The sequence below is a fragment of the Aeromonas sp. Lyrl_2 genome (genome assembly GCF_051948815.1).
GTDB lineage: Bacteria > Pseudomonadota > Gammaproteobacteria > Enterobacterales > Aeromonadaceae > Aeromonas > Aeromonas veronii.
Genome location: NZ_JAYJLJ010000010.1, coordinates 1 through 21437, shown reverse-complemented (window position 1 = coordinate 21437; position 21437 = coordinate 1). Strand labels below are relative to the sequence as shown.

The 21437-nt window shown below is 62.3% G+C and carries 19 protein-coding genes; 8 read left to right on the top strand and 11 right to left on the bottom strand.

Annotated elements, in window-relative coordinates; genetic code table 11:
* Window positions 1-44 precede the first annotated feature (44 nt).
* The 9 genes from VF684_RS10465 to VF684_RS10425 form a co-directional block, all read right to left on the bottom strand.
* A complete protein-coding gene (locus VF684_RS10465; protein ID WP_376899924.1) occupies window positions 45-1016 on the bottom strand; it encodes a formate dehydrogenase subunit gamma in 972 nt (323 codons plus the stop codon).
* On the bottom strand, window positions 1013-1672 hold the full coding sequence (gene fdh3B / locus VF684_RS10460) for a formate dehydrogenase FDH3 subunit beta (RefSeq protein WP_005353752.1): 660 nt from the start codon (window positions 1670-1672) through the stop codon (window positions 1013-1015). The genes VF684_RS10465 and fdh3B overlap by 4 nt, the downstream gene beginning before the upstream one ends.
* Window positions 1673-1676: 4 nt before the next feature.
* Window positions 1677-4553, bottom strand: a complete 2877-nt coding sequence (locus VF684_RS10455; protein WP_123172588.1) for a formate dehydrogenase subunit alpha — start codon at window positions 4551-4553, stop codon at window positions 1677-1679.
* A gap of 23 nt (window positions 4554-4576) precedes the next feature.
* Window positions 4577-4780: a transcriptional initiation protein Tat gene (locus VF684_RS10450; RefSeq protein WP_058393425.1), complete on the bottom strand. Its 204-nt coding sequence runs from the start codon at window positions 4778-4780 to the stop codon at window positions 4577-4579.
* Between the two features lie 99 nt (window positions 4781-4879).
* Window positions 4880-5497: a TorD/DmsD family molecular chaperone gene (locus VF684_RS10445; protein ID WP_042007396.1), complete on the bottom strand. Its 618-nt coding sequence runs from the start codon at window positions 5495-5497 to the stop codon at window positions 4880-4882.
* A gap of 10 nt (window positions 5498-5507) precedes the next feature.
* A complete protein-coding gene (locus tag VF684_RS10440) occupies window positions 5508-7259 on the bottom strand; it encodes a 4Fe-4S binding protein (RefSeq protein ID WP_376899920.1) in 1752 nt (583 codons plus the stop codon).
* Window positions 7260-7362: 103 nt separating this feature from the next.
* Window positions 7363-7956: a DUF3306 domain-containing protein gene (locus VF684_RS10435; RefSeq protein ID WP_204381329.1), complete on the bottom strand. Its 594-nt coding sequence runs from the start codon at window positions 7954-7956 to the stop codon at window positions 7363-7365.
* Window positions 7949-8503: a DUF3305 domain-containing protein gene (locus VF684_RS10430; RefSeq protein WP_204381330.1), complete on the bottom strand. Its 555-nt coding sequence runs from the start codon at window positions 8501-8503 to the stop codon at window positions 7949-7951. Before VF684_RS10430 ends, VF684_RS10435 begins: the two co-directional genes overlap by 8 nt.
* Window positions 8504-8871: 368 nt before the next feature.
* Window positions 8872-9723 carry a DUF5677 domain-containing protein gene (locus VF684_RS10425; protein WP_376900306.1) on the bottom strand — a complete coding sequence of 284 codons (852 nt, stop codon included), beginning with the start codon at window positions 9721-9723 and terminating at the stop codon, window positions 8872-8874.
* Window positions 9724-9949: 226 nt separating this feature from the next.
* On the opposite strand from VF684_RS10425, the gene VF684_RS10420 reads away from it, so the two are divergent.
* Both VF684_RS10420 and VF684_RS10415 read left to right on the top strand, forming a co-directional pair.
* On the top strand, window positions 9950-10807 hold the full coding sequence (locus tag VF684_RS10420; RefSeq protein WP_204381331.1) for a formate dehydrogenase accessory sulfurtransferase FdhD: 858 nt from the start codon (window positions 9950-9952) through the stop codon (window positions 10805-10807).
* 15 nt (window positions 10808-10822) lie between these two features.
* Window positions 10823-11689, top strand: a complete 867-nt coding sequence (locus VF684_RS10415) for a helix-turn-helix transcriptional regulator (RefSeq protein ID WP_013723539.1) — start codon at window positions 10823-10825, stop codon at window positions 11687-11689.
* Window positions 11690-11769: 80 nt separating this feature from the next.
* On the opposite strand, the gene VF684_RS10410 is transcribed toward VF684_RS10415, so the two are convergent.
* Both VF684_RS10410 and VF684_RS10405 read right to left on the bottom strand, forming a co-directional pair.
* Entirely contained in the window at window positions 11770-13872 is a 2103-nt protein-coding gene (locus tag VF684_RS10410) for a sensor histidine kinase (RefSeq protein ID WP_204381332.1), read from the bottom strand.
* 25 nt (window positions 13873-13897) lie between these two features.
* A complete protein-coding gene (locus VF684_RS10405) occupies window positions 13898-15253 on the bottom strand; it encodes a sigma-54-dependent transcriptional regulator (protein WP_204381333.1) in 1356 nt (451 codons plus the stop codon).
* 255 nt (window positions 15254-15508) lie between these two features.
* On the opposite strand from VF684_RS10405, the gene VF684_RS10400 reads away from it, so the two are divergent.
* From VF684_RS10400 to VF684_RS10375, 6 genes are all read left to right on the top strand, one after another.
* The gene (locus tag VF684_RS10400; protein WP_204381334.1) at window positions 15509-16351 is read left to right on the top strand and encodes a substrate-binding domain-containing protein; all 843 of its coding nucleotides are present in this window, start codon (window positions 15509-15511) and stop codon (window positions 16349-16351) included.
* Between the two features lie 129 nt (window positions 16352-16480).
* Entirely contained in the window at window positions 16481-17182 is a 702-nt protein-coding gene (locus tag VF684_RS10395; protein ID WP_019446238.1) for an ABC transporter permease, read from the top strand.
* 34 nt (window positions 17183-17216) lie between these two features.
* On the top strand, window positions 17217-17912 hold the full coding sequence (locus tag VF684_RS10390) for an energy-coupling factor ABC transporter ATP-binding protein (RefSeq protein ID WP_204381336.1): 696 nt from the start codon (window positions 17217-17219) through the stop codon (window positions 17910-17912).
* Window positions 17884-18528, top strand: coding sequence for a molybdenum cofactor guanylyltransferase MobA (mobA, locus tag VF684_RS10385; RefSeq protein WP_204381337.1), 645 nt, complete (start codon window positions 17884-17886; stop codon window positions 18526-18528). The genes VF684_RS10390 and mobA overlap by 29 nt, the downstream gene beginning before the upstream one ends.
* Window positions 18525-20288, top strand: coding sequence for a bifunctional molybdopterin-guanine dinucleotide biosynthesis adaptor protein MobB/molybdopterin molybdotransferase MoeA (locus tag VF684_RS10380; RefSeq protein ID WP_279461764.1), 1764 nt, complete (start codon window positions 18525-18527; stop codon window positions 20286-20288). Before mobA ends, VF684_RS10380 begins: the two co-directional genes overlap by 4 nt.
* A 62-nt stretch (window positions 20289-20350) precedes the next feature.
* Window positions 20351-21409: an FUSC family protein gene (locus VF684_RS10375; protein WP_042054492.1), complete on the top strand. Its 1059-nt coding sequence runs from the start codon at window positions 20351-20353 to the stop codon at window positions 21407-21409.
* Window positions 21410-21437: the final 28 nt, after the last annotated feature.

Genomic DNA, 21437 nt, shown 5'->3' with positions numbered 1-21437 from the left:
AAAGGGGCGCCGCAGCGCCCCTTCTCTTTACTCTTTGTCGACCATCAGCTTGATTTGCCCGCCTTGGGCTCATCGAGGGTGTGCTTCACCTCTTCATACCAGAGGTCGTGGTGCTCCTTGGCCCAGGTCTCGTCCACCTCGCCGGTCACCATCCCCTCCAGCGCCCCTTCCAACTGGAACAGACCCATGTAGATATGGAAGATAAAGCCGCAGATAAGGATCAAGGCGCCTACGATATGGATGAAGCTGGCCCACTCCATCTGACGGCGCAGCTGGCCGAAGATGGGGAAGTCCAGAAATAGTCCGGTCGCCACCACAATGCCGCCAAACCAGATGAGCAACCAGAAGATCGCCTTCTCGCCGCCGTTGGAGAAGCCCGCCGAAGGATGGCTTCCCTTGTGCTTGCCAAGCATGCCACCAAACTTCATGAACCACTGCACATCCACCATGTTGACGATGTTGTGGCGGAACCACTTGATGAGCACCCCCATCAGGCAAAGGAAGAAGAGCGGCCCCACGTAGTTGTGGAACACCTTGGCAAACCAGATCCAGTTCTCCCACACCCCGAGGCTCACCACCGGCTTGATGAAGTACTTGCCGTAGATGATGGCCAGCCCCGACCCGGAGAGGGTCAGAAACATGGCCGCCGTGGTCCAGTGCAGCGCCCGATCCAGCCGGCTCCAGCGCTTGAGCTTGCGCCCGGTGCGCGGTTTGGAGAGCTTGGTCTGCCCCACCACCCAGTACATCAGGCCACACATGGCGAGCGACCCGAAAATGGCGATGGCGCCGAGCGGCGACACCCACTTGGTCTTCACCTCGAACCAGAGCTGGCCCGGCACCGAGATAAGTACCCCGTGCTCCGGCGAGCGGGAGGTGGTCACCCCCTCCTGCCCATCCTTCACCGCCCGCCAATAATCGGCGCCGGCAAAGCCGACCGCCTCTTTCTGCGCATCAGCGAAGCCGGGCGCGCTGAACAGCAGCAAGGCCGTCAGCAGCGCTGTCAGCCAGTGTCTCATTGGCCATCCTCCTGCTTGCCAAGCTTGAGCCCCTTGCCTCTGCCATCGTGAGGTTTGCTGGCGTCGCGATAGAGCGCCTGTTCATCAGCCCCCCAAGCTGCGTGAGGAGCACCGCGATAGGCAACCCGCTCGCGGAAGATGTCGGAGATAACCTGCGCATCCCCCGCCAGCAGTGCCTTGGTGGAGCAGAGCTCGGCACACATGGGCAGCTTGCCCTCGGCGATGCGGTTGGCACCGTACTTCTGGCGCTCTGCCTCGCTGTGATCCTCTTCCGGGCCGCCGGCACAGAAGGTGCACTTGTCCATCTTGCCCCGATCGCCAAAGGCAGCGGTCTTCGGGAACTGGGGCGCCCCAAACGGGCAGGCAAACAGGCAGTAGCCGCAACCGATGCAGAGATCCTTGTTGTGCAGCACGATGCCGTCGTCGGTGTGATAGAAGCAGTCGGCCGGGCAGACCGCCATGCAGGGGGCGTCGGTGCAGTGCATGCAGGCGACCGAGATGGAGGTCTCCCCCGGCAGGCCGTCGTTGAGGGTCACCACCCGGCGGCGCTGGATGCCCCACTCGAGGGCATCGTCGTTCTCGTTCTTGCACGCCGTCACACAGCCGTTGCACTCGATGCAGCGCTTGGTGTCACACATGAATTTCATTCTGGCCATGGGATCAGGCTCCTACTTTGCGAAAACGGCACAGGGTGACCTTGGTCTCCTGCATCTGGGTGACCGGGTCATAACCATAGGTGGTGACTATGTTGACCGACTCCCCCAGCACATAGGGGTCTGACCCTTCCGGATATTTGGATCGCAGATCCTTGCCCTCGAAGTGGCCGCCGAAGTGGAACGGCATAAAGGCGAGCCCCGGTTTGACCCGCGGGGTCACCAGCGCCTTCACTTTGACCCGGCCCCCTTCCGGCCCCTCGACCCACACATCCTGACCGTCGCGCACCCCGACATCGTTGGCATCCGCCGGGTTCATCTCGACGAACATCTCCTGCTGCAATTCAGCCAGCCAGGGGTTGGAGCGGGTCTCATCGCCGCCCCCCTCGTATTCGACCAGACGGCCCGAGGTGAGGATGATGGGGAACTCCTTACTGACATCCTTCTCCTGCACCGAGGCGTACTGGGTCGGCAAGCGCCACAGGCTCTTCGAATCAGGCCAAGTGGCGTAGTCAGCCAGCAAGTCGCGGCGCGGGGTATAGAGCGGCTCGCGGTGCTTGGGCACCTGATCCGGGAAGGTCCACACCACGCAGCGCGCCTTGGCGTTACCGTAGGGCACGAAGCCGTGCTTGATGGCGACCCGCTGGATACCGCCGGAGAGATCGGTCTTCCAGTTCTTGCCCTCGGCCTCTTTCTTCTCGGCCTCGGTCAGCTCATCCCACCAGCCAAGCTGTTTCATCAGGTCGGCAGTGATCTCGGGATAACCGTCTTCCACCTCGCTCCCTTTCGGCCAGGAGTCTTCGGCGAGCAGCGAGACGCCCTGATACTCGATGCCGAAGCGGGCGCGGAAACCGCCACCCCCTTCCGACACCGGAATACTGGTGTCGTAGAGGATATGGCTGCCGGGGTGCTTCATCTCAGGGGTGCCCCAGCAGGGCCAGGGCAGACCGTACACTTCGCCACTGACCGGGCCGCCCTCGGCCTTGAGGTTGGTCTTGTGGAAGGTGTGCCAGTTCTGCTGGTGCGCCTTGAGCCGCTCCGGGCTCTGGCCGGTGTAGCCCACACTCCACATGCCGCGGTTGTATTCGCGGGTGATGTCTTCCAAGAGCGGCTGGTTATTCTCCACCTTGATGTGCTTGAAGAGCTCATCGGCAAAACCGAGCTTCTTGCTCAGCAGATACATGATCTCGTGGTCGACCTTGGATTCGAACAGGGGTTCTATCACCTTGTCACGCCACTGCATGGAGCGGTTGGTGGCGGTCACGGAACCATAGGTCTCGAACTGGGTGGTGGCCGGCAGCAGGTAGACGCCGTCGGTGCGATCGTTCATCACCGAGGCGACGGTGGGGTACGGGTCGACAATCACCATCATGTCGAGCTTTTGCATCGCCTTCTTCATTTCCGGGCCGCGGGTCTGGGAGTTGACCGCATGGCCCCAGTAGAACATGGCGCGGATATTGGAGCCCTGCTCGATGAGATCGGCGTTCTCCAGCACACCGTCCACCCAGCGGGAGACCGGAATGCCGTTGTTGTTCATCGGCAGCTTGCCGTTGTAGGCCTTGTTGTCAAAGCGCGCCTTGATCCACTCGTAATCCACATCCCACACCCGGGCCCAGTGCTTCCAGGAGCCCTCTTCCAGCCCGTAGTAACCGGGCAAGGAATCGGAGGTGACGCCAAAGTCGGTGGCACCTTGCACGTTGTCGTGACCACGGAAGATGTTGGTGCCCGCCCCGCTCTTGCCCACGTTACCGAGGGCCAGTTCGAGGATGCAGTAAGCGCGGGTGTTGTTGTTACCTGTGGTGTGCTGGGTACCGCCCATGCACCAGACCACGCAGCCGGGGCGGTTGTCGGCCAGCAGTTTGGCGGCGCCATAGACCTGCTGCTCGTTGAGGCCTGTCACCCGCTCTACTTCGGCCGGAGTCCAACGCGCCACCTCTTTTTGCACCTCATCCATGCCGTAGACGCGGGTGCGGATGAACTCCTTGTCTTCCCAGCCGTTCTTGAAGATGTGCCAGAGCATGCCCCAGATAAAGGCGACGTCGGTACCCGGGCGCAATGAGAGGTACATGTCCGCCTTGGCGGCAGTGCGGGTGCGGCGCGGGTCGACCACCAAAATCTTGCAGCCGTTGCGCTCTTTGGCCAGCAGGATGTGCTGCATGGCGACCGGGTGGGCCTCCGCCGGGTTGGAGCCGATAAACATGATCGACTTGCTGTTGTGCATGTCGTTCAGGCTGTTGGTCATGGCGCCGTAGCCCCAGGTGTTGGCGACGCCAGCGACCGTGGTGGAGTGGCAGATCCGCGCCTGGTGATCCACGTTGTTGGTGCCCCACAGGGACGCCATCTTGCGAAACAGGTAGGCCTGCTCGTTGGAGTGCTTGGCGGAGCCGAGCCAGTAGACGCTGTCGGGGCCGGACTCCTTGCGCAGGCGCAGCACCTCGTTGCCCACCTCTTCGATGGCCTGATCCCAGCTGATGCGCTGCCACTTGCCGCCCACCAGCTTCATCGGGTACTTGAGGCGACGCTCGCCGTGGCCGTGCTCGCGCAGGGCCGCTCCCTTGGCGCAGTGACCGCCAAGGTTGAAGGGGTGATCAAAGGCCGGCTCCTGACCGGTCCAGACGCCGTTCTGCACCTCGGCATAGACGCCGCAGCCCACCGAGCAGTGGGAACAGATGGTGCGCTTCACCTCGACCGGCACCCCGGCCGCCACGGTTTTGGCCTCGGCCCGCTGCATCATGGCCGGTGCCAGCCAACCGGCGGCCACGGCGCCACCGGCCACCAGACCCGAGTTGACCATAAAGGCGCGGCGGGTCAGCCCCTGACCGCGAATGGCCTCATTGCCCTGCTCGCCCGCCTGGGGCTGCTCGGCACGTTTTGTCAGTTTCATGAGTTCTCCTTCACTGATCCGGCTCAGTCGGTGCCGCGCAGGGTGCGATAAAAGTCGTGAACATGGGGGGTCTCCCGATAGCCCTTGTCAGGCTTGGTATCGTGGGTCAGCACCTCTTTGCCCACCACCCGGCCGGTGGCACCGGCCAGCACGCCTATGGTGGCGACCACGCCAACTCCCTTGATCAGATTGCGGCGGGACGGGTCTTTCAGCTTTTCATCGCTCATTCTTGTGACCTCTGTTTTTGTAATTTCCGGCGCCTGCGCGCCAGCTTCGCGTCCAATGGATATCTCATCTGCTCGTCTTGTTATGCATAGATAGGGGCGTCAACCCGTCACCACGCAGGCGCCAAACGGCAGGCGCAATTCGTTTTCCAGCTTGAAGAAATCTTCGGCAAGGGCGCCGACCGCCCGGTAGAAGCTGCCCCCTTTCGCCTGTTGCTGATCGCGGCAGCAGGCAAGTACCCAGGGGGCAAGGTGGCGCTCATAGAAGCGGTTGCGATCCGGGTGCTGCTCGGCAATCAACACCGCCATTACCTCACAGAGGGCGGCCAGATGATCTTCCGGCTCGCACACTCCGCTCTGGCGCTCGAAACCCAGCGACTGCAGATCTGCGCGCAGCACCGCCAGCGGCAGCTCCATCAATGAGCCGGTGAGATACCAGGAGGCAAACGGCACGATCTCCCCGCGCCCCAGCCCGATAAAGAGATCCTGATACTCTTCGGCAAGCTCGTTTTCGTGGTGGCTGCTGGCCGCCAGCTGCACCAGCCCCAGCCCTCTGGCAAAGGGGCCCGGCATAGCCTGCAACCCTTGCAGCCAGGCGAGCTGTTCACCACGGGGGGCGGCGCGCCAGAGGCTTGCCAGCAGGGCGTAGAGATCGGCGCTGCTCTGTTCCAGTTCGGTCATGGTCAGTTCGCCAGCCTTTTCGTTATGTTGTTCACTCATCACTGGCCCCTCATACCTTGAGCTGGGAGACGGGATCCGCCGCCAGCGCCGCAAACACATCCTTGACCCGACAGTCCTCGCACATCAGCAGCCGCTGGGCGGCCTCGTTCTGGAAGTGGGAGTGACCGGCCAGTTTTTGCTGGATGCGGCGGATCATCGAGGCGGGCGCGAACGGCTTGGAGCAGCGAATGCAGCAGGCAGCCTCTTCGGCTTTGAGGCTCTGCACGGCGCGGCGCGCCTCGGGCACAGGTTGCAGACGGGGCGTAAGCACGATGGCCTGCTCGGGGCACGCCTTTTCGCACATGCCGCACTGGATGCAGTCCTGCTCGATAAAGTTGAGGCCGGGCGTGTGCCCAACCGCATGCAGGGCGCGGCTCGGGCAGACCGCCACGCAGCCCATGCAGAGGGTGCAGTCAGCTTCTTTCAGCTCCACACTGCCGTAAGGGGCGCCGTGGGGCACCGCCAGCGGCTCGCGGTTCCCTTCGTTGGCCTGCCAGAGGGCATCGAAGGCGGCAAACAGGTTTTCCCGTTTGTCCCCTTTGAGCGGCTTCTCCAACAAGGCAACGGTTGGCAGGCCGGAGATCGGCTTATCTTGTTCGGCATCCGGGTTAAACAGGGCGATGCGATCGGCAGCGAGACCGGCCCCCGCCAACAGCACGGCGGCGCTCGCCAGTTCCCGCTCAACCAGTGCCCGCACACTTGCGGGGGCGTCATCGCCCAGCGCAATGCGCACCGCACTGGCGCCATAGGCGAGTGCGGCGAACCAGCTCTCGATGCCTAAACTCGCGCTCTCCTCCACCCAGACCGGCAGCCAGTTGGCAGGCAGGCGGGTGAGTTCGACTTCAACCCATTCGCGCTCGTTTTCACCGGCGATCAGCAGTCGAGGCGCTTCGCCGCCCGCCTCCCGATAATGCTTGAGCAAGCGCAGCAGGTAGTCGCCGCTGGTGTTGGCATCGGGCTGATGATAGGTAATCGCCCCGGTCGGACAGGCAGAGGCGCAGCTACCGAAGCCCTGACAGAGATGGGGATCGATCTGGATGCGACCATTGATGGGCTTGAGCGCATCGGTCGGGCAGACATCGAGGCAGCGGCTGCAACCGGGCACGCCGCGGGCGGTAAAGGCGCAGGCCTCGGGGTCGAGGCGAAAATAGCGCGGCTTGTCGAAGATACCGGTCAGCGCGCAGATCTCGACAAGCCGTTCGGCCAGCCCTTGGTCATCGGCAAGATGCAGATAACCGACCGGCGGGCGCTCCAGCGCAAAGAGCGGGGCGCGGCCCAGATCGGCCACCAGATCAAAGTGCGGTTCGCGTGGCTGTTCACTAACAGCAGCCGCTTGTTGTGGAAAGCAGAGCGCAGCCAGGTTAACCCGCTCACCCTGCCCATTGAGGCCAGTGAGCTGGAACTGGCCGAGATACCCTGTCAGGCTCGGCTCGCGCAGGGTCAGGGCCGCGAGGGATGCGGTGGCATCGAAAATGGCTTCGAGATCGGCCGCCTCGGCGTCATGCACCGCTTCGGTCACCAGCAGGGTGGGCTTTACCCCGGCAGGCAGCTGGCTGGCGGCGCGGCGAATGCGATCTTCCGGGCCGACCAGCAGCAGGCGCCCCTGACTCCGGTAAGAGACAGTGGCCGGGATCAGGTTGTCGGTCTTGACCGTATGCTGCAGGGCATAGGCGCGCGCGTTATGCTCGGCCGCCCCCGCCTCGCGGGCTAGATTTGGGGCCAGATTTGGGGTCAGATTTGGCAATGTTTGTTCAGTGCTCACATACGCTCCTGTGCGCGCCACCTCATGGGATGGGCGCTTGTTGGTAAGCCGAGAGAGCAAGAGGCGAGCCAACTCCCCCGGAAAAAAAGTGACTGACAGGGAGTCAGGATCCTGAGGGTTCCATTCCCCCACCTTTGGTTGGGACATTTTGTCCACCAGAGGAAACCAAAATGTCCCGATCGTCGGTGTGGGTTTGAGAATGGTTATCAGCCAGCTCGTCGGCGGCAGGTTCGCTGGCAACCGCCCCCGGTTCGGCGGATCCGCTGGCCGGATTGGCCGATTCGCTCTCCGGGGCGGTTACCTGATCCACCAGCCAGTTGCGCAGCCCGGCAGTCAGGGCCGCGGGCAGCAATTCGGGCTGGCTGAAATCCTGGGTGTAGTCGTCGAGCCCATCCGGTTTGTGGCTGCGAAACATGGCCCGCAGCGTCTCCTTGTCGGGGAGTTTGGCCTTGCCCGGCTGGGCTGTTGTTAGCGGCGGTTCGCCACTCTCGGTCCCCTCAACGGCAAGGGATTCACAGCTCCCCTTGTCAGTACTGACTACGGGGCTATCCATCGCGGCATCTGGAGTTTCAGTTTCGCCGCTGCCTTCGATGGGGGCGGCAACCGCCTCGGGGCTAACCTCTTCCCGTGGCTGCAATGCCTGATGCTTGCGCGCCTCACTCTTGCGAGACGACCAGCGTTTGAGGAACTCACTCATGGGCGCGATTTCCGCTGTCACTGCCACGCTCGCGGCCATCGGGGCCGGTGGCTTTCACGGCGCCGCAGCTGGCTTGATCCTGGCTATCGACTCCCAGCTGATCCTGCGCCCGTCCCTTGCCCTTTTTGCCCTTGCGACGGGCCTCCAGCAGCTCGCCATGGCGACCGATAAAGGCTTCCACCCAAGCTTGCAGCGCTTCGGGCAGCGGGCAGGAGAGCACCTGCCGCTCGCCATCCATATAGGCGGCGGCCACGGTCTGGCTCAAGGTCAAGCCATCGGCCACAAAGCCACTGTCCACGCGGCTTCCGGTGACAAAGAGACGGGGCGAGCCGGAGCTCAAATTGAAGCGATAATCCCCCCGCTCATCGCGAAACAGGGTAAGGGGCAAGGCACCTGCAGCCTCGGGCTCGGCGGGATGAAGCGCCGCAATCTCGAAACGGCGGCTCTGCCAGCGGCCAACCTGGCTGTCGATGGCCTTTAACTCCAGTTGCAGCCAGCGCTGCGGGGGCAAGGTATTGGTTGTCTCTTGCACTGTCACGGCTCCCATCAGAAGGTCTCTGCCGCACCGCCCTCCCCCTTGAACCACCCCGTTCGGGGCGGATCACGGCAGGATCTTCAGGGCGGCCACGGCCATCAATGGGATAAGACATAGCAAGAGTGGGGCCAAGGCCGGTTTGGTCGACGCTTGGGGCTTTGATGCGGGTTGGCGCGGGCGTAGGTTGGTGCAGAGCGCAGCGAAGCCCAACATGCGGAGTAAAACCAATCAGCCTGTGTATCTAATCGAGGGAGTGGCAATAATCGAATATGCCTGAATTATCCGATTATTGCCTTGATAAGAATGTTCGCGGTAAACATTGAGCGTCACTTTGTTCAGCGCCAACCTACTATTTAGCCCAACATGTTAAATATTTGTTGCTATTCACCATATTCCACTTCATAAAAATCATTTCCAGCCAATTCTATCTCTTCGAATAGTTCATGATATGAAGATTTCATATCATTTATGAAAGCCATATCACCACCACAATGCTTCATCAAAAAAATTGTCCGTATATCAGAAAGAACACAGATATCTGATATAGCTCGAGCTATATGGGCCAATTTGACAACCTTACGTCGATCCGGCTCTCGAGTATCTCGCTCCCAAATCATTCCAACACCATCAGCATCTTTATGAATTAAATGGCTGCTCATTCCAAAATTATATGATAAATGAACCAAGTCAGAGAGCACTTTATCTTCACTCTTGGAAAAACAGTTAAGAATTTCACTGAATGACCACTTTTGCTCGAGAAGACTACGACTTTTCTTGTTTGAACCATGCCTAATATTTTCAATATCTTGTTGATCTAAAATTAGATCTTCCATTGCTTTCCATTTAGGAACGCAATATCCATTTGCTGCTGTTAAAAATGAGCTTGCTTTATCACTCCTTTTAATTGAAGCATATTCAGGAAGCACAAACCAATACTCTTTAGCTTTCTCTAAGATCTCATCATCAGAGCCTTGCAACATATATACATACTTAATTACACCTTCAGATATGGAACGCAGTATTATCTCTGCATCCCACTCCAACCCCTCCCTTAAAAGGATAAGTGAACTTTGGCTGCTAAAATGACATGATAAATACAATTGACTACTAACGAATCTAACGAGAGGTTCCATTCCTTTATAATCCAAACTTAGGAAGGGTTTACAGTAATCAAATTGGTCCCCAATGTAATGACTAGCAAGTGCACTCCATTTTTTAAGATAACTCTCCATCACTACCTATACCTCACCATAAAAAATTAGCTATCAATTTAAATAACCAAAAGCGAGCGAATAACTAAGAATATTTTATTTATATAGTCATGTTCTTAAAAATATTTGTCCAGCTAATATTACTAACAAACCGAATATGCCAGCTGCACCGCAAAGAACTTTACGTTCTGGAACAAAACTTGCTGTACCCCTCCCCTTAGATCCCGGCAACGGTCGCGAGGGGCCCATGACACCGACCTTTATCAAAAGTAATGCTGCCGCCCAGCTCACCATGGCCGTCGAGGTGATGGATGAACAGGGCACAATCAATACCCGCCAAATCGCCTGTGAGCGGCCACTGACGGTCTACCTCAACTGGAAGGAAATCGTAACCCTGATGACGCTGGGGGCCCGCCCCGAGGCGCTGGTGCTGGGTTATCTGAAAAATCAGGGCTTTATCGAGGATATTTCGGCCATCGAGTCGGTGATCGTCGACTGGGAGAGCGAGGCCGCCGCCGTGGTGAGCAGCCAGCAGGCCGCCGATCTCGACAAATCCTTGGAGAAGAAGACGGTCACCTCCGGCTGCGGTCAGGGCACCATGTATGGCAGCGTGATGAAGAAGCTCGAAGGGGTGGTATTGGCGGCGCCCGAGCTTAAACAGAGCACCCTCTACGCCCTGCTCAAGGCGCTGTCGGCCCATAACGAAACCTACAAGATGGCCGGTGCCGTGCATGGCTGCGCCATCTGTCGCGGCAGCGAAATCCTCTCCTTTGTCGAGGATGTGGGGCGCCACAATGCGGTGGATACCCTGGCGGGCGAGCTATGGATGCGCGGCGAGAGTGGCCATGACAAGATCTTCTACACCACCGGGCGGCTCACCTCGGAGATGGTGATCAAGGTGGCGCAGATGGGCATTCCGGTGCTGCTGTCGCGCTCCGGCGTCACCCAGATGGGGCTGGATCTGGCCCGCCAGCTCGGCATCACCATGATTGCCCGCGCCAAGGGGCGCCACTTCGAGGTATTCAGCGGCCACGACCATATGGTGCTGGACGAGAAGCCGCCGGTGCTGGCGCCCAGTCCGGCCGGTCGCGGGATGCGGGACTAAGCCATGAACGAGTTTATGAACGTGAAGCAGGTGGCGGAATACCTCGATCTCAACGAGAAGAAGGTCTACCAGCTCGCCAACGAGGCGCGCATCCCCGCCACCAAGGCGACCGGAAAGTGGCTGTTTCCCCGCTCCCTGCTCGATCGCTGGCTGCTCGGCAGCTGCCACGAGGGGGTGATGAACGACCGGCTGCTGCTGGCGGGCTCGGACGACGTGCTGCTGCACTACGCCAGCAGCCGCTTGGCCCAGCAGCTCGGCACCCAGGCACTGGTGGGCTACACCCCGTGCGGCACCCGTCAGGGGCTGGCGATGCTGGCGCGCGGCCATGTGGATCTCTGCGCCATCCACTGGGGGCAGGCCGAAGAGGCCCACCTGCGCCACCCGGCGCTGGTGCAGCAGTATCAGGGCCACCGGCAATGGGTGATCGTTCATGGATTCAGGCGGGTGCAGGGTCTAGTGCTGCGCCAGGGGCTGCAACCCAAGGAGGCAAAAGAGGCGCTCGACTGGCGCTGGGCCATGCGTCAGGAGGGGGCTGGCAGCCAGCGCGCCCTGCAGGAGTGGCTGCAAACGCAAGGGGAGTCGCTGACCCGGCTGGAGCGCACCCTCGAGGTCAACAGCGAGCGGGAGCTGGCCGCCGCCATCAGCCGCGGCGATGCGGATGTCGGGCCCGGCGCCCAGAGCACCGCCACCGAGTTTGGCCTCGGCTTTATGCCGCTGTCGCAGGAGTGCTTCGATCTGGTGATGCCGCAGGGGGTCTTCTTTCGCACCCTGCTGCAACAGCTGATCGGCTGGCTGCAATCCCCCGAGGGGCGCGAGCTGGCGGCCCGCCTCGGCGGCTATGACCTGACCCAGAGCGGCAAGCTGGTGTGGAGCCCGCAGTAAATAACCACTCACCCACCGACAAAACAGCCCGCTAACCATGTTGACGGGCTGTTTTTATCACGGGCCTTTTTATAACAGCATCAATCGCTTGTCTCACGCCCCTCGGCATTGAGCGCAATGCGCCACCCTTCCAGTTTCGCGGGCTCGCTACCGCTGGGCAGCAGGGCGTGGCTGCGCAGCCGCACGGTAAAGCAGCTCCCCTGCCCCGGGGTGGAGTCCACCAAGAGCTCCCCACCCCAGCGGCTGATGATACGGTGGCTCAGGGCCAGCCCCAGACCGGTGCCGGTGGCGCGAGTGGTGAAGAAGGGGTCGAAGATCTTGTCGATAATGGCCGCCTCGATGCCGCTGCCGTTATCGATCACCCGCACTTCTGCCCCGCGCAACTGACCGAGTTCATCGACCCAGTCGCGGCTCTCGACCCGGATCTCCCCCTGCTCTCCCAGCGCGTGGCTGGCGTTGACCAGGAGGTTGATCAGCACCTGTAGCAGCTGCTGACGATCCGCCTCGATGGGCTGCTGGGCCTTGAGATCGGCCACCAGCTCCACCTGCTGCTGACGCAGGGCGGAGCGCACCAGGGTCAGGCTCTCCTCGATGATGGGGTTGAGGTGCTGCCACACCGGTGCGGTCTCGTAATCGCCGGGGCGCGAATATTGCAGCAGGCTGCGGGTGATGGCGCGAATGCGCTCGATCTGGGCCAGCACCAGCGCCAGCTCCTCGCTGACCGGCTCGGCCGCCTCCCCCAGCTCCAGCTTCATCAGCTCCACATTGCCGAGGATCACCGCTAGCGGGTTGTTGATCTCGTGGGCCACCCCGGCGGAGAGCTCGCCAAGGGCCGCCAGCTTCTCGCTGATCAGCAGCTGCTGGCGCGCCTCGGTCAGCATATGGATATGATCTTCCAGCTCGGCGGTCTTGAGCTCGAGGCTTTGGGTACGCTCGGCCACCTTCTGCTCCAGCTCATCGGCACTGCGGGCCATCTGCTGCTGATGCGCTTCCTGCCTGTCCAGCATGGCGTCGAACTGGCGACCGAGCTGGGCCAGCTCGTGGTCGGGATCGAGGGCCAGCGGGCCGATGCGAGCCGACTCCCCGGCCTGCACCTGCCGCACCACCTTGTGCATCCGCTCGATGGGGGAGAAGAGATCCCGCGCGCCGCGATAGACCAGCAGGCCGGAGAGCAGCAACAGCAGCACTACGCCGGAGCCCAGCTCCACCAGATTGGTGAGGTAGGTGCGGATAATGGGCCACTCGAGAAAGCCCACATAGAGCATGCCGAGCCGCTCGCCCCTGGCTCCCAGCAGCGGCTCGTAACCCGAGACATACCAGGCATCGTGGACGAAGGCGCGGTCAACCCACATCTCCCCTCGCCCCAGTACCTTTTCGCGCACTGGCGGCGAAACCCGGGTGCCCACCGCCCGACCCACCTGACGGCTGCTGCTGACCGGCACGTTGGTGCTCACCCGCAGATCGTCGAGAAACAGGGTGACGGTGCCAACACTGCCATCCGGCAGGGTGTTTTTGGCAAACACCTGCCCCTTGAGCTCATCCACCAGCCGGGTGCTGCCGTTGACAAGCTCGCCCCCCTCCAGCACGGCCCAAAGGGAGCCGTCGCGGCCCATCACAGGGGTCAGTGACAGGCTGATCAGTCCCCTGTCCTCAACCACCCTAGTGCCATCCCGTTGCCACAGCACGGCCCGCTTGGCCAGTTGCGGGGAGAGGGTGAGCATCTCCTGCTGCGACCAGACCACGAAGTGGCTGACGCTGCGTCCGGCCGTGAGGGCGGCACGCTCCTGCGCTGTCAGCTGATCCAGCTCGGGGCCACGGCGTAAGCGCAGAAAATCGAGACCATAGTTGGCCGCCAGCGGCATCACCCAGTCATGCAGCTGATCCGGCGATTCCCGCAGCCGAAGCTGAAAAGCCCAAGCATCACGCAGATGCTCGAGATGCTCGGTCTGGCGCTGCTGCTGCACCGTGATGGCGTGGTGGGCCACCCCAAGATCGCTGCGCACCGTGGTGAGCAGGTTCTGCCAGCTGTAGGTGAGAGTCCAGTAGAGGGTGAGCGCGATCATGCCCACCAGGGTGAGCATGATGGGCACCGAAGTAAGCAGCAGCAGGCGCCAGCGCACTTTGGTGCGCACGCAACGGGGCAACAAAGCACGCATGCAGCGGGAGAGCAGGGTCAGTTTCATCGCCACCCCATCCAGTCAGCCTTCCTCATTCGATGGCCCACTCCTTGAATTTGCGATCCAGCGTCTTGCGCGCCACCCCGAGCACCCGGGAGGCGGCCGACTTGTTGCCATCATGGCTCGCCACCACCTGCAGGATGTGGGCTTTTTCCACCTCCGCCAGCGGCCACGCCAGCGGATAACCCTCCTCGCTCGCCCCCTGTTCGGCCGGCTTGCTGCTCTGCCAGTAATCCGCCGGGGGCTTGCCCAGCAGCAGGCAGCGCTCGATAAGGTTGCGCAGCTCCCGCACGTTGCCGGGCCAGGGGTAGGCCTGCATCGCTACCACATCCTCGTGGGTCCAGCTCAAGGAACCCATCCCCATCTCGGCGGTGAGCTGGCGGGTAAAGTGGTGCACCAGCGCGGGGATATCGTCGACCCGCTCCCGCAGCGGGGCAACCGGCAGCGCCACCACGTTGAGACGATAGAAGAGATCTTCGCGAAAGCGGCCCGCCTCCACCTCGGCCTTGAGGTTGCGGTTGGTGGCGGCGACGATGCGCACATCCACCGCCAATTCGCGCTCGGCCCCCACCGGGCGGATGGCCTTCTGCTCCAGTGCCCGCAACAGGGAGGCCTGCATGGCAAGGGGCATCTCGCCGATCTCGTCCAAAAAGAGCGTGCCCTGATGGGCGACCCGGAACAGGCCGTCGCGCCCCTTGCGGGCGCCGGTAAAGGCCCCCTGCACGTGGCCGAACAGCTCGCTTTCGAGCAGCTCCGGGGCGATGGAGGCGCAGTTGAGGGGCACAAAGGCCCCCATCCGGCCGGAGAGTTGATGCAGGGCACGGGCCACCAGCTCCTTGCCGGTGCCGGACTCCCCCTCCACCAGTACGGCGGCATTGGAGGGCGCCACTCTGGCGATGAGCGTCTTGAGCTCGCGGGTCTTGGCACTGTCGCCAATCAGGGTGGGCGGGAAGAGCTTGCTCACCTCCCGGCGCAGCAGCAGGTTCTCCCGCTCCATCTGGCGGCGCTCGATGACTCTGTCCACCGCCTGCACCATCTGATCGAGGTTGAAGGGCTTGAGGATAAAGTCGCTGGCGCCGAGGCGCAGCGCCTTGAGGGCGGTATCCATATCGCCAAAACCGGTCATGAAGATGATGTCGCTGCGGCGAGTGGCCGGGTCTATGGCCTCGTGCCACTCGATGCCGGAGCGCCCCGGCAGCCGGATGTCGGCGATGATAAGGTCGAAGTGAAGGCGGCAGCGCAGGGCTTCCGCCTCCTCCACGCTGGCGGCAGTCTCAATCTGGGCAAAACGCTTGGCCAGCGCCTTGGCCAGAAAGCTGCGCATGCCGGGCTCATCGTCAACGATAAGCAGGGAGAGGGCAGACCAGCGGCTGGGAGGGAGTGTCATGGAAAAAAGTACCTCGGATGCACGTACGGTCGGTGAATGTCCCGATAACCGGAACCTTAGTGGGACATTTTGTCCTTACCGTATCAAAAGCACCAACACCAATTATTAAAAGCGATAACAAGCTCACCTAATTGATTCTAATAAGCTTCTGTTTTTAAACGGCAAACCGTGAATGCAGCGGCAAAGGAACAGTTTGGCACCCTGCTTGCTTACTCTTGCCCTCTCCTCATCCACCCTGAAAAAAGTTGCATCACGATGACGATAAAAACCAACCTCAAACGTTTTGCCCTCTCCCTCGCCGCCAGCCTGCTGATCGCCGGCGCGGCCCATGCCGAAGCGGATACTAATGCCACAAAAGCGCCGATCCGCCTCGCCACCACCACCAGTACCGAGCAGTCCGGTCTGCTGGGCTGGCTGCTGCCCCAGTTCACCAAGGAGACCGGTTATCCGGTGCAGGTAATGGCGGCCGGTACCGGCCAGAGCCTGAAGATGGGCGAGAATGGCGATGCGGATCTGGTGATGACCCACGCCCCCTCTGCCGAGAAGAAGTTCGTCGATGCGGGCTTTGGCATCGAGCCGGTACACCTGATGTACAACGACTTCGTTATCGTCGGCCCGGCGAAAGATCCGGCGGGTCTCGGCAAACTGCACGACGCAGCCAAGGGGCTGCAAGCCATCAAGGAGCAGGACCAGACCTTTATCTCCCGCGGTGACGAGTCCGGCACCCACATCAAAGAGAAGACCCTGTGGCAAGCCGCAGACATCAAACCCGAGTTTGCCGGTTACAAATCCATCGGCCAGGGGATGGGCCCGACCCTGACCATGGCCTCGGAGCTCGGTGCCTACACCCTGACCGACCGCGGCACCTGGCTCGCCTACCAGAGCAAGCTGGATCTCGCCGTGCTGCTGGAGGGTGACAAGCGCCTGTTCAACCCCTATCAGGTGAGCCTGGTCAACCCCAAGCGCTACCCGGATCTCAACACCGAAGGGGCCCGCACCCTGAAGAACTGGCTGATCTCCGAGCATGGCCAGAAGCTGATCGGCGACTTCAAGGTAGCCGGTCAGGCGCTGTTTGTGGCGGATGCCAACGGGAAATAATGGCAACCCTGACCCCTGCGATGACCTTGATGGCCCTCCCCCGGTTCGCTGAGGGAGGCGCCTGATGCCGACCCTGCTCGACATGACCGTATTGACGGCCCTCGCCCTGCACGATGAGAAAGAGGTCTGATGCCGACATTGATCGACACGACATTGGCGGCCCTCGCCCTGCTGTTCAGTGGTGACACCGAACTGTGGCAGGTGGTGGGGGTCTCCTTCTCCGTCTCCTGCATCGCCCTGCTGCTGGTGCTGCTGCCCGCCTTGCTGCTGGGCTTTGCGCTGGCCTATCTGCCGCTGCCCGGCCGCTGGCTCTGGCTCTCCTGCATCAATACCCTGCAATCGGTGCCGACCGTGGTGATTGGCCTCTTGCTTTACATGCTGCTGTCGCGGGCCGGCCCCTTTGGCGACTGGAAGCTGCTCTTTACCCAGCAGGCGATGGTGGTGGGGCAGATGCTGATCGCCTTTCCGGTGATCGCCACCATGGCTCACGCGGCGTTTGTCCAGAGTGACCGGCGCGCCTGGGAGACTGCCCTGACCCTGGGGGTCTCCTGGCCCAAGGCGCTGATCGGCCTGATGCACGAGTGCCGCTTTGGCCTGCTGGCCGCCATCATCGGCGCCTTCAGCCGTATCGTCACCGAGGTGGGCTGCTCCATGATGGTGGGGGGCAATATCCTGCACTTCACCCGCAATATCCCCACCGCCATCGCGCTGGAGACCCAGAAAGGGGCCTTCACCCAGGGAGTGGCACTCGGCATAGTGCTGCTCACCCTCGCCCTCTTGCTCAACCTGCTGCTGACGGCCTGTCGCGGCCACAGCTATCTGAAGAACTGACCATGCGCCCACTGCGTATCAACAGGAGTACCCCATGGCCCTGACCGCCTACCAGCTGACGATGCGCTTTGGCGAGCGCCAGCTGTTCGAGATTGACCGGCTCGCCATCGCACCGGGGGATGCCATCTGGCTGCATGGAGCCAACGGGGTGGGCAAGACTACTTTGCTCAAGATCCTGGCGGGGCTGCTGCCCCCCACCCGCGGCCATACCAATCTGCCAGGGCGCTGGCAACAGCGGATCAACCGGCTGCTCAAGCGGGATCTGGGGCCGGGCCGGGTTACCTATCTGCACCAGACCCCCTATCTGTTCGATCGCACCGTGCACGACAACGTGGCCTGGGCGCTCGATAAACAGCTCGGCAGCGAGATCCGGGTGTTCGAGGCGCTGCGCCGGGTCGAGCTGGAAGGGCTGGCGCGGGAGCACATCAGCATTTTGTCCGGTGGCGAACGGCAACGGCTGGCGATGGCCCGTGCCTGGGCACTGCAACCTGCCTTTCTGCTGATGGATGAGCCCACCGCCAATCTGGACACACATTCGGTTGCCCTGATGGCCGCATTGGCGCAAGATCTGCGGGAACATGGCAGCGGCCTGGTCGTCATCAGCCACCAGAGCAACGCATTGACCTCCCTGTGCGAGCGGCAATGGACCCTCGCCCGTGGCCAGCTGCAAGAGACGACCCCTTTAAAAATCATCGAGCGACATGACTTCAAAAAACGACAGCCACTCTGATCCCGTTGCCGTATCAGCAGTGATCCTGGCAGGAGGCCGCGCCACCCGGATGGGGGGCGAAGACAAGGGATGGGTAGCACTGGCGGGACGCCCTCTTATCGACCATGTTTTGGCGCGCCTGCGCCCCCAGGTGGATGAGGTGCTGATCAACGCCAACCGCAGTCAGGCCCGCTATCAGGCGCTGGCCCCGGTCATCTGCGATGACAACAACGACTATCTCGGCCCGCTGGCGGGCATGCAGGCGGGCCTTGCTGCCGCCCGTCACGACTGGGTGCTGTTTGTCCCCTGCGATGGCCCCGCTCTGCCGCTGGATCTGATGAGCCGCTTTCGCGCCGCCCTGACCCCGGATACCGAGCTGGTAGTGGCCCACGACGGCGACTGGCTGCAACCCGTGGTGGCCCTGCTGCACAAATCCCTGCTCCCCTCCCTCACCGCCGCGCTGGCAGAGGGTGAGCGCAAAATCGATATCTGGTTTGCCCGCCACAATATGGCGGTGGTGAGCTTTGCCGATCAGCCGGATGCCTTTATCAATCTCAATAGCCCTGCCGAGCTGGCCGCCTACGAGGCCCGTCTGCTCGCCACGGCTATCGACCCCCAACAAGGAGTCACCTCATGACCCCGGCCCCCACTCTTCCCCTGCTCGGCTTCGCCGCCTGGAGCGGCACCGGCAAGACCACCTTGCTGGAGCAATTGATCCCCCTGCTGGTGGATCGCGGCCTGCGCATCGGGGTGCTCAAGCACGCCCACCACGACTTTGATATCGACCAACCGGGCAAAGACAGCTATCGCCTGCGCAAGGCAGGTGCCCAGCAGATGATGGTCGCCTCCCGTCGTCGGCATGCTCGTATCATTGAAACTGAACTGGCCGAAGCCGATTTTCGCCAGCTGCTGGCCAGCTTCGATCAGACAGAGCTCGATCTGCTCTTGGTCGAGGGGTTCAAGCACGAACACTTCCCGAAAATCGAGCTGCACCGCGCCGAGATTGGCAAGCCGCTGCTCTTCCCCGAAGACAGCGACATCATCGCGCTGGCCAGCGATCAGCCCCAACAGAGTGGCGAACAACAGCAGACAAGCCTGCCCCGACTCGATATCAACGATCTGGCGGCTATCGCCGACTTCGTCTGCCGCTGGCTTGACGGCTGCCAGAGCAAGGAGCCGGAGGCGGGCAAGGGCTTTCTCTCGGTCGAAGCGGCCCGCAACGCCATTCTGGCGGCCCTCACCCCGAGCAACGCCTGCATCGATAAACCGCTGGCCCAGTGCCACGGCGCCGTGCTGGCGGCCGATCTGGTGAGCCCCATCAATGTGCCCCCCCACGCCAACTCGGCGATGGATGGCATTGGCCTGCGCAGCGACGACCTCGCCGCCGGTCGCTGGCAATTGGTGGGGGAAGTGCTGGCGGGCCAGCAGCGCCACGAACCGGTGCTGGCCGGTCAGGCGGTGCAGATCATGACCGGCGCCCCGCTGCCCCCCGGTGTGGATACCGTGGTGATGCGGGAAGAGACGCTGATTGAAGGTGAGTGGGTCACCGTCACCGCCCCGATCCGGGCAGGGCAGAATGTGCGCCTGGCCGGGGAAGACCTCGCCAAAGGCGCGGTCGCCATCCCGGCCGGTACCTGGCTTGGCGCCCCCCAGCTGGGGCTGGCGGCATCACTCGGTCAAGCCAGTCTCACTGTGCGCACCCCGCTGAAAGTGGCGCTGTTCAGTACCGGTGACGAGGTGCAGGCCCCGGGCGAGCAGCTCGCCCCCGGCCACATCTTCGACAGCAACCGCTTCACCCTGATGGCCCTTATCCGCGCCGCCGGTTGCGAGGTGATCGACCTTGGCATCATTCCCGATGACAAGACCATTCTGCGCCAGCAGCTGGAGCAGGCCGCCGCCAGCGCCGATCTGGTGTTGAGCTCGGGCGGAGTCTCGGTAGGCAATGCCGACTTTATCAAGCTGGTGCTGGCAGAGCTCGGCCAGATCGATTTCTGGCGCATCCAGATGCGGCCGGGCCGCCCGCTCGCCTTTGGCAAGCTGGGGCATACCCCCTTCTTCGGCCTGCCGGGTAATCCGGTAGCGGCGATGATCTGCGTGCTGCAGTTTGTCGAGCCTGCCATCGCCCGCTTGCAAGGCAAGCGGTGGCAGCCGCTGCGCCTCTCGGCGCTGGCGGACGAGAAGATGAAGAGCCGCCCGGGGCGCACCGAGTTTCTGCGCGGCATCTTCCATCAGGACCGTAACGGCCAGCTGCGGGTGCGCACCACAGGGCCACAGGGCTCGGGCATTCTCAGCTCCATGGCCGATGCCAACTGCCTGATTGAAATCGTACCGGACCAACCCGGGATCGCCATTGGCGAGCGGGTCTGGATCCACCCCCTGCAGGGACGACTGGCCTAAATCCCGGCGGGGCGTCGGCCGGATGCACGGCGCCCCGTCACCCACCTGACAGGAGGCAGACCGTGCGTCTTGATGCCCCCCTCTCCCGACTCGATCTGCTGGTCTATGGCCGCTACCGGATCGTCCATGGCCTGCGCATTGCGCTCGCCTTTATGCTCACCTTTCTGCTGACCCGCGAGCTGAAACTGCCGGAGAGCACCTGGCCGCTGATAACCTTGGTGGTGGTGATGGGCCCCATCTCGTTTTGGGGCAATGTGCTCTCCCGCGCCCTGCAGCGGGTGGTGGGCACCATCTTCGGCGCCAGTTGCGGGGTGGTGGCGCTCTATCTCGAGATCTACTCCCTGCCACTCACCCTGATCTGGTGCGGGTGCATCATGTTTCTCTGCGGCTATCTGGCCCTCGGCAAGCGCCCCTATGTGGGGCTGCTGATCGGCATCACCCTGGGAGTCACCATGGGGGCCATGCCGGGGGACATAGAGACGGCGCTGTGGCGCAGTGCCGACGTGATACTGGGCTCCCTGCTGGCGCTGCTCTTTTGCAGCATCTATCCCCAGCGGGCCTACAGCCACTGGCGGCTGCAACTGCACCAGATCCTGCAGCAGTCGGGGCGGCTCTATCACACTCACCTCTCCCCCAATGTGCTGGAGCGCCCGCGCCTCAAGCACAATCTCTCCCAGTTGCTGGCACAGACCGGCAAACTGCGGGCCCTTCTGGCCCCTGCGGCCAAGGAGACGCGCCACAGCGTCGCCCTGTTTGATGCGGTGCAGGTCACCATGCGCAACACCCTCTGCACTCTTGAGATGCTGGCCAACACCTACTGGAACGATCGGGAGAGCCACTTCCTGATGCAGAGCACGGCTGCGCTGCAAGCCTGCCATCTGGCCACCGAGGAGGCGATCAACCAGCTTGCTCTGATGATGCAAACCGGCGATGGTCGCGGCGCAGATGCCGCCATCGCACGCCTGCACGAGGTGGCGACCCAGGTATCGCTGCCGCCCAACGCAGAGGCAGCCATCAATGGCTACCTCTGGCTCAACGTTCAGCTGACCGAGCAGCTCACCCACCTGCGCCGCCTGCTGGGGCTGATCCTCACCCCGCCCCATCGCAAGCAGCCCGACTAGGCCCAATGCAAAACGCCCCGCAGTTGCG